Origin of the sequence: Bacillus sp. SN32, assembly GCF_002837495.1 — a bacterium.
Taxonomy (GTDB): domain Bacteria; phylum Bacillota; class Bacilli; order Bacillales; family Bacillaceae; genus Bacillus; species Bacillus subtilis.
Genome location: NZ_PJCT01000001.1, coordinates 351228 through 365012, shown reverse-complemented (window position 1 = coordinate 365012; position 13785 = coordinate 351228). Strand labels below are relative to the sequence as shown.

At 45.5% G+C, this 13785-nt stretch carries 13 protein-coding genes; 2 read left to right on the top strand and 11 right to left on the bottom strand.

The features are described from left to right. Positions 1 to 9: 9 nt before the first annotated feature. The 3 genes from phrA to yjoB all read right to left on the bottom strand — a co-directional run bounded on the left by phrA (position 10) and on the right by yjoB (position 2687). Positions 10 to 144 carry a phosphatase RapA inhibitor PhrA gene (gene phrA / locus CW370_RS02015; protein ID WP_003245487.1) on the bottom strand — a complete coding sequence of 45 codons (135 nt, stop codon included), beginning with the start codon at positions 142 to 144 and terminating at the stop codon, positions 10 to 12. After that, the gene (gene rapA, locus CW370_RS02010) at positions 134 to 1270 is read right to left on the bottom strand and encodes a response regulator aspartate phosphatase RapA (RefSeq protein WP_101169463.1); all 1137 of its coding nucleotides are present in this window, start codon (positions 1268 to 1270) and stop codon (positions 134 to 136) included. Before rapA ends, phrA begins: the two co-directional genes overlap by 11 nt. A 145-nt stretch (positions 1271 to 1415) precedes the next feature. Continuing rightward, entirely contained in the window at positions 1416 to 2687 is a 1272-nt protein-coding gene (gene yjoB, locus CW370_RS02005) for an ATPase YjoB (RefSeq protein ID WP_003245490.1), read from the bottom strand. 148 nt (positions 2688 to 2835) lie between these two features. Between yjoB and CW370_RS02000 the strand changes: the two genes are divergently transcribed. Next, complete coding sequence (locus tag CW370_RS02000; protein WP_014479541.1) at positions 2836 to 3300, top strand: DinB family protein; 465 nt, start codon at positions 2836 to 2838, stop codon at positions 3298 to 3300. Between the two features lie 224 nt (positions 3301 to 3524). Beyond that, positions 3525 to 4289, top strand: coding sequence for a sulfite exporter TauE/SafE family protein (locus CW370_RS01995; RefSeq protein ID WP_014476525.1), 765 nt, complete (start codon positions 3525 to 3527; stop codon positions 4287 to 4289). A 40-nt stretch (positions 4290 to 4329) separates the two neighbouring features. On the opposite strand, the gene CW370_RS01990 is transcribed toward CW370_RS01995, so the two are convergent. The 8 genes from CW370_RS01990 to allD all read right to left on the bottom strand — a co-directional run bounded on the left by CW370_RS01990 (position 4330) and on the right by allD (position 13717). Further along, positions 4330 to 5823, bottom strand: coding sequence for a UxaA family hydrolase (locus CW370_RS01990; protein ID WP_029946343.1), 1494 nt, complete (start codon positions 5821 to 5823; stop codon positions 4330 to 4332). Further along, positions 5820 to 7262, bottom strand: a complete 1443-nt coding sequence (locus CW370_RS01985) for a tagaturonate reductase (RefSeq protein WP_029946344.1) — start codon at positions 7260 to 7262, stop codon at positions 5820 to 5822. Before CW370_RS01985 ends, CW370_RS01990 begins: the two co-directional genes overlap by 4 nt. A 74-nt stretch (positions 7263 to 7336) precedes the next feature. Continuing rightward, a complete protein-coding gene (locus CW370_RS01980; protein ID WP_015383414.1) occupies positions 7337 to 8338 on the bottom strand; it encodes a LacI family DNA-binding transcriptional regulator in 1002 nt (333 codons plus the stop codon). 87 nt (positions 8339 to 8425) lie between these two features. After that, positions 8426 to 9694 (bottom strand): MFS transporter, encoded by a 1269-nt coding sequence (locus CW370_RS01975; RefSeq protein WP_029946346.1) that lies wholly within the window; start codon positions 9692 to 9694, stop codon positions 8426 to 8428. Between the two features lie 47 nt (positions 9695 to 9741). Then, positions 9742 to 10578, bottom strand: coding sequence for an SDR family oxidoreductase (locus CW370_RS01970; protein ID WP_029946347.1), 837 nt, complete (start codon positions 10576 to 10578; stop codon positions 9742 to 9744). Next, positions 10575 to 11654 carry a mannonate dehydratase gene (gene uxuA, locus CW370_RS01965; protein ID WP_029946348.1) on the bottom strand — a complete coding sequence of 360 codons (1080 nt, stop codon included), beginning with the start codon at positions 11652 to 11654 and terminating at the stop codon, positions 10575 to 10577. Before uxuA ends, CW370_RS01970 begins: the two co-directional genes overlap by 4 nt. Before the next feature lie 24 nt (positions 11655 to 11678). Next, the gene (locus CW370_RS01960) at positions 11679 to 12698 is read right to left on the bottom strand and encodes a zinc-binding alcohol dehydrogenase family protein (RefSeq protein ID WP_024571369.1); all 1020 of its coding nucleotides are present in this window, start codon (positions 12696 to 12698) and stop codon (positions 11679 to 11681) included. Positions 12699 to 12703: 5 nt separating this feature from the next. Then, positions 12704 to 13717, bottom strand: a complete 1014-nt coding sequence (gene allD, locus CW370_RS01955) for an ureidoglycolate dehydrogenase (protein ID WP_024571370.1) — start codon at positions 13715 to 13717, stop codon at positions 12704 to 12706. Positions 13718 to 13785 lie beyond the last annotated feature (68 nt).

Here is a 13785-nt window from a genome sequence, read left to right as displayed (position 1 = left end):
TTTTATGCATCATGTTTGATTGCGTGCCGCAATATGAAATGTTTTCCCTTCTGTGTTTGCTGTTTCACCTGCATGAACCATCACCTGAGTAAAGCTGAACCCGACCGCAACGAGCAACAAACCTGACATCCATTTAGATTTCATATAAACAATCTCCTCTCTGGATTTGTTTTTGTGCGTGCACCATTTTCTCATAAAATGAAAGTGCTTTTTCGGGCTGTCCGTTTTCTATATAGAATTGGGCAGCATCATGCGCCAGCTCTTCAATATAAGGATACAGCATATGTTCTTCAAGAAATTGAAAGGTGTGTGAGACCGATTCTGTGTCAATGTTTTTTCCGTATAACGCATGTAAAAATTGAAAAAGCTCCACAAATAATTCATCACTGTATTGACGGGCGATTTCCAATCCTTCACGATACTTTTTTTGCGCTTCGGCGTCATTTTTTTGTTTATACAGAACTTGTGTTAAAGAGTAGATAGAATGCGGAAGATTATCGAACTTTTCCGACTTGCAAATAGAAACAGATTTCTCAAAGTATTCGGCTGCCTTTTGCAGTTCACCCATTTTCTCATAGCAGTTTCCGAGATTATATAGGGCGGAACTGATCAGGCGGGGATTGCCTTCTTTCTTTGCAAGATCTAAAGCCAGTTCTAAGTGGGGCAATGCTCTTTCTGGATACTGCATATCATCATAATTACCTGCAATAACGAATTCACATTGGATTCTGCGGACGGTGTACGTTTCATACATTTGGTATGTTTCTAATGCCTGAACGGTGTAGCTCATCGAAACATAGGTTTGTTTTAAATTGTAAAAAATCTCAGCCATTTTAAAAGCAAACTCTGCTTTCTCAATATCATCCGAGACGAGGGCAAGATTCTTTTCTGCCCGTTTATAATACATCATGGCACTGACAAACATCTTCTGCTTAAATTCATACATTCCTCGAAAAAAGTTAAAGTAATATTCGAGAAGCCCTGTCAGCTTGTACTGATTCCCTTCGATGTCTTCTAATAATTCTGAAAACTCTAGCTGCGACGTGTCCTCTCCAAAAGGCTTAATGTAATCCAGCATGACACGGTGCCTGAACTCCATTAAAGAATAATACAGCAGCAAATCTTGGTCTTCTTCCATATCCTCAATTTCTCTTTCTACTTCGAGCTTGACCCGTTCGGCTTCAGCGACGTGGAACTGCCGGATATGAGTATACCATTCATTAATTTTAAGCCCGACATAAGAGGACGGAATCGTCTGCTTCATCCTCAATTAATCCCCCCTTTTTGAATTACCCGAGATATGTAATATTTTATCATATTTGCAAGAAAAAGAAGAACGCAAAATAACCGCAATTGTCGAATTTCGGCTAACCGCAACAAAAAAGCACGGGTTTTTCAAACACCCGTGCTTTCTTTTAGTGAAAACCGACTTTGTTTCTTTCCATCCAGCTTCCCCGCTGGCTTTTTCTTTGCTCTCCTGTCATGTCTTTCACCATGGTTTCAATATGGTGATTCCCTTCTTGGTGCCATTGAAGGGCTGAAGATACATATAATTCTCCCAGCTGTGCAAAGGAAAAGCCTTCTGTAAGTTTTGCGGCGTTTTTTATTTCTCCTTCACTCAAAAAGATGCCAAAGCCTCTCATTTTCATATATTCCAGCCGCAGCTCTTCATCCGGAAGCCCGATTTCATAGGCACGGTCAAATCGCCCTGCACGATTCATCAAACCTGGATCGATCTCTTCGGGATAGTTTGTCGTACCGATGAGAAATAGCCCCTCTTTTGATGTCGCGCCGTCCAGCGTATTGAGAAAAAAGGACCGCACATCTTCCGGCATCGAATCTATATCCTCGATGACCAGAACTGCAGGAGCGAGGCGTCTCGCTGCCTGAAAGACTTCTTCTATTGTCTCACTCGACGTAAATTCAGTAATTTGCCAATAAGCAACAGGTGCATCGATACTGCCTGCGATCGACTTCACTAACGTCGTCTTTCCGTTTCCAGGAGGTCCATATAACAGAATACCGCGCTTGTAAGGGATGTCATATGTTTGATAAAACGATTTATCACTATGAAAAAACTGATCAATTGATCTGTATATCTCTTTTTTCAATAGCGGATTCATGATGACTTGACTCCGCTGAACCTCTCTGACAATGGCTTCCTGCTCTCTTGAAGTCCCTCCATCTCCATCCGTAAACACGGTCACTTTTCGCTTGCTTTTTTCCCAAAGACGCGGTCTGACTCCCTCCAGAAATGCACGCATCTTTTCATCGTTAACCGCAAACAGACAATCAAAACTCATAATGCTCCCATCTTGAAAATATGGAATTCTGGCAAAAGCAACTCCCTTTTCAGGATACGCGTATACACTGTTTCTTATAGACTTATGGACGGTATAATCCGGTTCTTTCTCATCTTCATCGTAAGCAAAGGTTTTCTTTTCAAGCTTTTCAAATATATATGCCACATGCTCAGGCTCCAATGAACCGCTGCGGACATCTTCTACAAGAAGCTCCCAGTATTCCGTATTTGGATCATCACTGGCATAGAGCTCATAGAATACACCGTATTGATCATAAAGCGTTTCTTCAATCCGTGTGATAAGGTAACCGAAAGTGCCGTAGCCCGCCGCAGCTCTTTCATTCTCTTTTTCTTCGTACTGATAAATGAAAGGTATGTTAGTCATGTTTATACTCCATTTCATGTTTTGTGAACGTTATATATACGATTGACATAGCATTTTGTTTCATCCCACAGCATATTACTTGTGAATTCATAACCGTTGATATAGGATTTCATTGCACCATTTATTTTTACATATGGAGGAGATCATAATGAGCCAATCCAATCAAATTGTCAGCCATTTTTTATCCCATCGAAACGTGACCAATGAGCTTGCCGAAAAAATCAGCAAAGACCATTACAGCTACAAACCGGCAGAAACATCAATGTCAGCAGAAGAGCTGGTCAAACACATTCTTACGTCTTTCCACTTGTTCGCAAATGTCATTAAGGAAGGCAATGCCTCACCATTTCAAAACAAGCAGGAAGAAACAGAAACAGATCTCAATGTTCTGGCAAAAACATATACAGAAAAAACGGCCGCTATCCTTGAACAGCTGACTGAAGAGCAGCTGGACAGAGAAATTGATCTGACATCCGCTTTCGGCAGAAAAGTCACAGGCCGCGCGCTGCTTCAGCTTGCAATGGAGCATGAAATTCACCATAAAGGCAACCTGTTCGTGTATGTGCGGGAAATGGGCCACACTGAGCTTCCTTTCTATCAGCAGCGCATGTAGCGTAAACAAGAAAAAAGATACCTGTTAAGAGGTATCTTTTTTTTGCGCCTTTAGTACTTCTCGATTTCATCCAGACACTCATTATAGGGCAAATGAATAGAGATATTGAGCATACCAAAATTTCAAGCAGCTGACGTGCAAAAATTCAAAAAATTTAATTGATTAACGCGTCCTAATCATATATAATCTGATAAAAATAGTCGGGTTTTCAGGAGGCCTTTATCATGAGTGTAAGCATCATATTGATGGGTTTGTTTGTCGGAGCCTTAGTCGGATTGACGGGAGTAGGTGGAGCGGCCTTATTAACTCCCCTTTTAATTGTGCTTGGAATTAATCCTTCCATCGCGGTCGGTACAGATCTTGTATATAACTCGATCACAAAGCTGTTTGGCGTTGCCTCCCATTGGCGGCAGAAAACGATTAACTTTAAATTGGTAAAATACTTAGCCATCGGCAGTATTCCGAGTGCTTCGCTAGCCATTGGCATCTTGCATTTGTTCCCCGCCTTTCACCAGCATCAGGAAGAAATTATTAAGCATGCTCTAGGATATGTGTTAACGCTGGTTGCCATTTCAATCATCGTTCGTTTGTTTTTGGATAGAAAACTTCGCCCCAACCGCTGGCAGCTGATGCCGCTTGAAAATAAGAGGGCGCTGACAATTCTTATTGGTGTGGTGTTTGGGTTTATCGTCGGATTAACATCAATCGGTTCCGGCTCATTATTTGCAATCGCCATGATTTACTTATTTAACATGAAAGCGTCACAGATTGTCGGAACCGATATCGCGCATGCATTTCTTCTTGTTACGGCAGCAGGCATTTTGAACGCAAGCTTCGGAAGCGTGGATTACATGCTGGCAGCTAATCTGCTCATTGGTTCAATTCCCGGCGTGCTGATCGGAAGCCATCTTTCGCCTCGATTCTCCCCGCGTCCACTGCAATTTATTATGGCGTCCATTATTTTAGTCAGCGGTTTAAAATTGATTTAATGAAGAAGGCTATCCGCGCTTGAAGGATAGCCTTTTCTTATTATAGCGTCACACCCGATTTAAAAATGGCGAGTTCTCTGAAATCATTTTTTTCATGGTTCACAAGCTGGCCGCTTGCCACCTCTATCATATAGTGGATAAACTCACGCAGCACATATTCCTCATGAACATCATCCTCTGCTAAAAGGCCTGCGTTAAAATCAATCCAATGCGGCTTCGCCTCATACAGCTCGGTGTTTGTCGCTACTTTCACCGTCGGGACAAAGGTGCCAAACGGCGTGCCTCTTCCCGTTGTAAAGAGGACAATTTGGCAGCCGGCAGCCGCCAATGCGGAGGAGGCGATCAAATCATTGCCCGGTGCGCTCAAAAGCGTCAGTCCTTTTGTCTTGAGCACTTCCCCGTATTTCAAGACATCCGTGACAGGAGAAATCCCCGCTTTTTGCGTACAGCCCAGCGATTTATCCTCAAGTGTAGAAATGCCGCCCGCTTTGTTGCCCGGTGAAGGATTTTCGTACACCGGCTGATCATGTTTAATAAAGTATTGTTTGAAATCATTGATTAAATCGACTATCTTATGAAACACTTCTTCATTGGCAGCCCGCTGCATCAGGATGGTTTCTGCGCCGAACATTTCCGGTACTTCCGTCAGCACAGTACTCCCTCCCTGTGCAATGAGATAATCTGAAAAACGTCCAAGCAGCGGGTTTGCGGTTATGCCGGAAAAACCGTCCGAACCTCCGCATTTCAGCCCGATCTTCAGTTCAGACAGCGGAATGTCTTCTCTCTTATCTCCTTTGGCCGCTTCATGAATTTCCTTCAGCAAAGCAACACCTGCCTCCATTTCGTCGGTCACCGACTGGGATTCCAGAAACTTCACCCGCTCCAGGTTCACATCTTGCAGTGCTTCCTTCATTCTTGCCAGCTCATTGTTTTCACAGCCAAGCCCTAACACCAAGACGCCGCCGGCATTTGGATGGCGAATGGCATTCAGCAGGATTTGCTTCGTATTTTCATGATCGTCGCCAAGCTGCGAGCATCCGTATTGATGCTTTAACACCAGTACGTTATCAAATGGAGCGATATCCCCTGATTCTCTGACAAAACGCTGCAGCATTTTTTCTGCTATTCCATTGACACAGCCGACAGTTGGGACAATCCACAATTCATTCCGTACACCCGCATCTCCGTTTTCTCTTCTAAAACCTTTAAACGTCCGGTTCTCATTAGAATACGGATTTTCATCAAATCTCGGTGTATAGCTGTATGATTGGATATCAGACAGGTTTGTTTTCGTATTATGGACATGAATATGCTCTCCGATCGATATATCTTGTGATGCATGACCGATTGGAAACCCGTACTTGATGATGCTGTCATTTTTTTTAATAGGCTGCAATGCAATCTTGTGGCCTCTTTTTATATCATCCTTTACTTCAAGCGACACGCCGTCCGCATGCAGCCTCTCTCCCTTTTGGATATCCCGCAGAGCAAGAAGGACATTATCTTGCTTATGAATCTTTATAAACGACTTCAACGTACCTCTCCCCCTTGTATGCAGTATTGTTCAAGAGCCCTCTGCATGCCCAGCTCATGAATATGATTCAAGTAAACAGCGACTCTATCAGTCAGCCTCGGTATCTCATTGAGATCTGCCCCCCACAGCCGCTGTTCGCCTAACACTCTTGATGCAATCCGAAGCATGTCGCCATCCTCCTGACACCAAACCTCTTTGAAAAATTGAAGCACTGCCGGATCATCCTGCAATGTCTCATTATCATGATAAAAATACAGAAGAGCGCTGAAAGAAAACACCAAGCGTTCAGGAAGCTGTCCCTTTTGTTCAGCATATTCCTTAAGAGTCGGCAGATTTCTCGTTTTGAATTTGGAAACGGAGTTCAATGCAATGCTTTCCAGGTAATGCTTAATATACGGGTTTTTAAAACGGTTCAGCACATCGTCAGCATACTGAGAAAGACCTTCCATTTTTAAAACAGGAAGAATTTCGTCATCAATCAGCTCTCTTATAAATCGCCCCACTTCCGGATGCTCGACTGCATCCCTAACAGTCTTCAAGCCGTATAATAAAGCCACTGGCGTCATTGCTGTATGAGCGCCATTTAAAATTCTTACTTTTTTAGTCCGGTATGGGGTGAGGTCGCTGACGATCTTTGTATGCAGCCCTGCAGCCGCAAAGGGAAGTTCTTTTCCAATCCAATCAGGCCCCTCGATAACCCATAAATAATATTGCTCTCCCACAACTATCAAATCATCCTGATAGCCAAGATCTGCCGTGATCTCATCAATGCTGTCGACGGGAAAACCCGGAACAATCCGGTCTACTAAACTATTACAAAACGTATTGGCCTCATGAATCCACTGTGTAAATCCTTCCTCCAGCTTCCACAGACCTGCATAATGAAGAACCGTTTCCTTCAGCTTTTCACCGTTGTTCTCAATCAGCTCACATGGGATTAGGACACACCCTTTTGTCTGATCTCCTTTAAAAGCCTGATAGCGGAAGTAGAGAAATGCAGTTAATTTCCCAGGGAATGTTTTTTGCGGCCTATCCTCTAAACGATCTTTTTCATCACATACAATCCCAGCCTCAGTGGTGTTGGAGATGATAAACCGAAGCTCTTCGCTTGATGCCAATTCTTTGTATGCTTCATAATCAGAAAACAGGTCAATTCCCCGGCTGATTGAGTTGATAATCATATGCTCGTTTACCGCTTCTCCGTCTTTCATTCCTTGTAAAAAAAGCGTATATAATCCATCTTGCTCATTTAATCGTTTGATTTTTTCTGAACCCCTTGGCTGAACAACCGCCACACTCCCATTAAAATCAGTGTGTTGATTCAATTGATCAATCTGCCAATCGATAAATCCCCGAAGAAAGTTTCCTTCTCCGAATTGGAGAATTTTTTCTGGATACTGAGTATAGTGATCGTACACATTTTTATTCAGCTTCTGCACCCTTATTGCCTCCCTCTTTTTATGCACACGTTAACATTTTTCTGTATAAAGAATGCCCGCTGAAAAACGGGACATCACGTCGTCAATCGTCTGACTGAATCACGCACCATAAATTCTGTGTTTTCCAAGATTTTTTCTGCTTTTGTTTCGGGCTTGCTGATCAGAGACAAGAGTTTTTGCGCGCCAAGCACGCTGATTTTCTCCACTGGGCGCTTTACTGTTGAAAGCCTTGGCGTGATGTACTGTGAAAACCCAATATCATCAAACCCGATCACCGAAATATCATCAGGGACGCGCAGGCCCTTTGCGAATATCGCATTCATCGCTCCGATTGCCATGTCATCATTCGAACAAAAAACAGCGGTTGGAGGATTCGGCAGTGCCAGCAGCCGCTCCATCGCTTGAAAGCCGCTTTCCATATCGTACTGTCCTTTGACACTGTATTCATGCTTGATCGGAATATGATGTTGAATCAGTGCAGATAAGTAGCCTTCCTTTCGCTGCTGAGAGGATTTAAAGCCTTCGATCCCCTCGATGATGGCGATGTCTTGATGTCCGGACTGAATGAAGTATTCTACAGCTTCTTGAGAGCCTTCCTTGTCATTGGACAAAATATTCGTGATGGTGCGATCATCAATATCACGATTCAGCACGACAAGCGGAATGTTTTTTTCGCGAATATGGTAAATAAAGGAATTATCAATGTCACTTTGGCTCATTAAAATGATGCCGTCATATCTCATCGGTGTAACGGAGTCATAGTTTTTCAGATCATCAATGCCGCGCACATACAGATTGTAATCCTCACTTATGGCTTGATTGACGCCTTTAATTGTGTCTGCAAAGAAGCTGTGTGAGGTTCCGTTTGTAATGCTTGTAAAGAAAAGCCCGATCGTATGCGACTTTTGCATCGCCAGACTTTTCGCATTTACATTTGGTGTATAGTTGAGCTGCTCTGCTAGCTCTAATATTTTTTTCTTCGTATGTTCTTTGATGTAAGGGCTGTTGTTGAGTGCTCTGGAAACGGTAGTGTGGGATACGTTTGCGAGTTTTGCGATATCTTTTATGGTTACCATCTAATTCCCTTCCTTATCATACCGGCTGCGATTATTTACTGTATATTGTATCATCAAACATACCGCCTCTCCCACTGTATTTCCAGATTAATAAGACACAGGGTTTTCCGCTTCTGTTCCCGCTGTCTTGCCGATGATTGGACGGACAAAACGAATCACAGCAAGTGAAGCGAAGACAGCCAGCCCTCCGGCAAGCAAAAATGCTCCAGAAAACGTGCCTGTTTGGTCAACAATAAATCCGGTTAAAGCCGGGCCGATAATTCCTGCCGTGTTGGCGAGGAAATGCATGAAGCCGCCAACAGAACCGACATTGTTTTGATCAACCACATCTTGAATGACAGCCCAATAGATAGCACCGGTCAAATAAAGAAAGAACACTGACAGAGCGACAAGAGTGACAGCCCCCGCAGTCGTTGCCACAAGCCCGGCAAAACCAATCAGGACAGCTGATGAAAACAAACACGTGACAAGCACAACCTTGCGCGAGAACAGCACACCTTTTCGGGCCGTTTTTTTGTACACATAGTCAGAAACAAATCCCCCTGCAGCCAGCCCGATAAATCCTAAAATCCACGGTATGACCGTGATGACACTCATCGATTCAACACTTAATCCCCGCTCGTCGACAAGATAGCTCGGAAACCACGTCAAAAAGAAGAAGAGGATGTAGTTGTAAGCGAAAAAAGCGAACGCCGTGAACAGGACCGTTTTTTGCTTCAGGTAAAAGGTGAGCGGAATTTTTTCTCCGGGAGACGTTTCTGCTTTTATTGCCGGTGCTTCCTTGATGGTCTCTTGCGGCTTTTCTTTGACAAACTTGAACCAGAGCACTGCCCATATCAATCCAATAATCATAATGAGAACGAAGGATACCTTCCAGCTGAACGCCACTGCGATCATGCCGACTATCGGGCCGGAAATGGCTCCCCCGAGCGGCGTGCCGCTGTTGGTTACACCGATAACAGACGCCCGCTGGGTCGGCGGGAACCAGTTGTTCACCATCTTGTTGATGGTCGCCGAAAGCGGGCCTTCTCCCATTCCGAAGAGAATGCGTATAATCAGCAGGCTGACAAAGCCAAAAGCGAGGGCGACTGCTCCGCTAAACAGCGACCAAACAACCATCGCGACAAACAAGGTCAGCTTTGCCCCATAGCGGTCGGATGCCACGCCCCCAAGAAAGTTAAAAATCGCATAACCAATCGAAAAACTGCTGAAAATCAAGCCCATTTGCGTGGCAGACAATGTGAGATCATCCTGAATAAAAGGAGCTGCAATGGAAAGCGCCGAGCGATCCAGGTAATTAATCACCCCTGCCAGGAACAAAAAAAGGATAACGGGAAGCTTATCTTTTGAAAACATCTCAACCTCACCCCTATGTTGGTTCAGTTTCTGTTGCACCGCTTTCGTTACACACCTGAATAAGCCATAAATCCTCCATCGACAGGAACGGTGATCCCAGTGACAAAACCCGAATAGGATTCATCCGCCAGCCAAAGAAGCGTACCGAGCAAATCCTCGGGTTTTCCGAAGCGCTTCATCGGTGTTCCCGCAATAATTTTGTGAGATCGGCTGGTGAACGTTCCATCTTGGTTGATCAGCAGATCATGATTTTGTTTTGTCAGAAAGAAGCCTGGGGCAATCGCATTGACCCGCAGCCCGGTTTCGGCAAAATGAACAGCCATCCACATCGTAAAATTATTAATGGATGCTTTCGCGGCACTGTATGCCGGAACCTTCGTCATAGGTGAATAAGCACTCATCGAAGATAGATTGATAATCGCCGGTGAATCAGCCTTAAGCAGCTCTTTTCCAAACACTTGAGAGGCCAGAAACGCACCGGTGAAATTGGTGGAGAATACAGTTAGAAAGCCCCTCTCATCCATATCAAAAAAGGATTGGCCTTCTCCCGCTTCTTCATATGTCTCCACATCGGTTATCGCGTCAGGATGATTGCCGCCAGCCCCGTTAATTAACAGATCAACAGCGCCAAATTGGCCAAGGATGTCTTCCTTTGCCCGCTCCAGTGACATCCTGTCCAGCACATCCGCAGCAACAGCGCACGCTGTGCCGCCAGCCGCCGTTATCTCCTTCTCGACCGCTTGGCCTTTTTCAGCCGTCCGATTCAATATCGCCACCTTCATGCCATGACGGGCTAGCTCCCGTGCCATCGCAGAGCAAAGCACGCCGCTGCCGCCAGTGATGACAGCCGTTTTACCTGCCAGGTTCTCATGCAGTGGGATCATACGCCCACCTCTTTTTTTGCCATTGCTTCATAGGCGTCCCACAGCCCGTTCAAATACATGATGCCAAGTGCCCGATCGTATAAGCCATATCCTGGGCGGCATTGCTCGCCCCAAAGATGGCGCCCATGATCCGGTCTGACATATCCTTCGTAATCCTGCTTATGCAGTTCTTCCATCACGCCTTGAATGTTGATCGAACCATCCTTTGTTAAATGAGATGTTTCAATAAAATCGCCATTCTCATAAATTTTCACATTGCGAATATGTGAAAATGGAGCGATGCCGGCATACGTTTTAGCGATCTCCACCATGTCGTTAGCGGGATTGGCTCCCATTGAACCTGTACAAAGGGTGATACAATTAGACGGTGAATCTGATATCGCCCGCAGTTTCTTATAGCTTGCCTCTCCTGTGATAATGCGCGGCAGTCCGAAAATCGGCCACGGCGGGTCATCCGGATGAATGGCCATTTGAACACCATAGGCCTCAGCAACAGGAAGAATTTCCTGCAAAAAGAATGATAAATTGTCCCATAGCTTTTCTTCATCGACCGTTCTGTAGGCAGCAAAAAGCTCTTTGATCCGAGCCAATTTTTCGGGCTCCCACCCCGGCAGTGTCATGTCAGATGCATCCTCCACCGTCCGAATCAGCTCTTGAGGATCAAGGCTTTCCACCTTGGTCTTTTCAAAAAACAGAGCGGTCGATCCATCTTCTAGCGGCCGGAACATGTCCGTGCGTGTCCAGTCAAAAACCGGCATAAAATTATAGCAGATCACTTTCACGCCAAATCCGGCAAGGTTGCGGATCGTTTGCTTGTAGTTTTCAATATACCGGCCGCGTTCTTCGTTCCCAAGTTTAATTGCTTCGTGAACATTCACGCTTTCTACAACTTCAGCATGAAAACCATAGGATTGAATATATTCGGTCTCGGCTCTGATTTCTTCTTTTTCCCACACGTCGCCGACAGGCTTTTGATGGAGAGCCCAAACGATGCCTTTGACACCGGGAATTTGCTTCACGTGTTCAAGTGTGACTGTATCGTTGCCTCTTCCATACCATCGGAATGTCATATTCATGCTCGCACCTCCGGATTCAGTCATTTAATCAAACGTGATGACGGCTTTTCGCACCTGATCTGGATGCTCCTTAATAAACTGAAATGCATGATGAACGTCATCAACTGAAAATGTATGGGTCACCAGCCCGTTATGCACTAACCGGCCTCCATTCAAAAGCTCTACCACTTTTGGAAACTGATTGGTCTGCAATCGCGATCCGGTTATCGTGACTTCTTTTTTTGTAATTGGCAGCTGAGAAATCTGAGCCTCTCTTTCATCAAATCCAAGCACAACCACATGTCCCGCCGGTGACACAGCCTCAATTGAAAGTGCAAAAGTCTCCGGCAGGCAAACAGCATCAATGACCACGTTTGCTCCTTCATTCCCAGTCCATTCAAGGACCCGCTTGGCAACATGTTCTGCTTGGACATTTACAACAGCATCGGCGCCGTTTTCTTTCGCAAATGCCAGCCGCTCGTTGTTCAAGTCAGTCATCATGACAGCAGCGCCCGCCAGCTTTGCCATTTTCAACACACAGATTCCGATGGGCCCCGCTCCCTGGATCAGAACGGTATCACCTTTTTCCACCTGACCTCTCCACACTGCCTGGGCGCCTATCGTATAAGGCTCGGCCATGACTGCTTCCTCCCAAGGCAAGTCCTTTGAGACCGCGTGAAGCTGCCTTTCCGGAAGCACAATATATTCCCGCATGCCTCCGTCCTCATGTACGCCAAATACAGAAAGCTTGACGCAAACATTCGGCCGCCCTTTGCGGCAGGCGTAACATGTGCCGCAATAAGAAATCGGCTCAATCACCACATGGTCACCGGGTTTTAGGTTCTGAACTTTCGCACCAACTTCCTCCACTTGTCCCGTTACCTCGTGTCCGATGACTCTAGGGAGGGTAGCAAGCGGATTCGTTCCATGATAAATGTGCATGTCTGACCCGCAAATGCCGACTCGCTTGACTTTCACGAGCACTTCATCATCCTTTGAAAGAACTGGCTTCTTCACCTCCGCTGTCACCAGATCATACGCTTTTCGCACTTGAACCGCTTTCATTTTACTCACCTGCTTTTTAAGAATTCATACACGCTCCGGGCGATAGAAATTCCGTTTTTCTTATTTCTTTCTTCATGCAGCTGCTCGATCTCGCCGGGTACATGCACTCTTTCGAATCCAACAGCCGGCGGTGATTGCTGCAGTTCATCGATCATGGCATCCATCTGCTCTAAAAACGTATCCAAGTCAGTAAAAAAGGCTGGATTGATCGCGGAAATGTAATGCCCCAGCTTTCTTTTTTGATCTAGGCCGCTGTACATTTTGGCAATATGGGGGCCAAAGGCGGCGCCCGCCAGCAATCCAGAAAATACATCCACCACAATCGATAGTCCATAGCCTTTCGGGCCGCCGAATGTTGAAAGTGAGACGACCTTGTCAGGATCAGTTACTGCTTCTCCGTTTTCATCGACTCCCCATCCTTCAGGAATGTCTTTGCCCTCTTCACGGGCCTGCAGAATCTTCCCAAAAGCCACTTTGGATGTCGCCATATCTAGAATAAACGGTTTTTTATGCTTAGCCGGAACACCGTAAGCAATCGGATTTGTCCCTAAAAAAGGAGTCCTCCCCCCAAACGGGACAACGATACTGTCTGTATGCGCCATTGCCATTCCGATCAGCTTTTCGTCAGCCGCTTTTTGCACAATATAGCTTAGCGCTCCGCAATGGCTGCTGTTTACAGCCGTGACCATGCCGACTCCGTTTTTCTTCGCCATGTCAATTGCATGGTCCATCGCCATGTCGCAATTCACATGACCGAAACCATCGTCTCCGTCAAGCACCCCGGTCACAGGCCCCGTCTCTTTAAAAACCGGCTGTGCCTCAGGATTGATCCCTCCCGCTAAAAGCCTGTTCACATAGTGTTCTGTGCGCAGCACGCCATGCGAATGTACATTGCGCAAATCAGCGTGCACGAGAACATCTGCTACTTTTTCAGCATCTCGTTCATTCAAACCGGCACCCGCCAGCTTTTTCCGAACGAGTCCCTTTGCTTCTTCAGCTGCAATTGTTATCGTTTTCAACCAAGTGCCTCCTTCCTTTTCATTTTTTTGGGCACTTCCCTAGCGAAACCCCTACAAACATATTTTAT

What these genes read in the sequence shown, in the direction of transcription:
- phrA (WP_003245487.1), bottom strand. Translation starts at nt 144, where the DNA reads ATGAAATCTAAATGGATGTCAGGTTTGTTGCTCGTTGCGGTCGGGTTC.
- yjoB (WP_003245490.1), bottom strand. Translation starts at nt 2,687, where the DNA reads ATGACTAACATACCTTTCATTTATCAGTACGAAGAAAAAGAGAATGAA.
- CW370_RS02000 (WP_014479541.1), top strand. Translation starts at nt 2,836, where the DNA reads ATGAGCCAATCCAATCAAATTGTCAGCCATTTTTTATCCCATCGAAAC.
- CW370_RS01995 (WP_014476525.1), top strand. Translation starts at nt 3,525, where the DNA reads ATGAGTGTAAGCATCATATTGATGGGTTTGTTTGTCGGAGCCTTAGTC.
- CW370_RS01980 (WP_015383414.1), bottom strand. Translation starts at nt 8,338, where the DNA reads ATGGTAACCATAAAAGATATCGCAAAACTCGCAAACGTATCCCACACT.
- CW370_RS01975 (WP_029946346.1), bottom strand. Translation starts at nt 9,694, where the DNA reads ATGTTTTCAAAAGATAAGCTTCCCGTTATCCTTTTTTTGTTCCTGGCA.
- CW370_RS01970 (WP_029946347.1), bottom strand. Translation starts at nt 10,578, where the DNA reads ATGATCCCACTGCATGAGAACCTGGCAGGTAAAACGGCTGTCATCACT.
- uxuA (WP_029946348.1), bottom strand. Translation starts at nt 11,654, where the DNA reads ATGAATATGACATTCCGATGGTATGGAAGAGGCAACGATACAGTCACA.
- CW370_RS01960 (WP_024571369.1), bottom strand. Translation starts at nt 12,698, where the DNA reads ATGAAAGCGGTTCAAGTGCGAAAAGCGTATGATCTGGTGACAGCGGAG.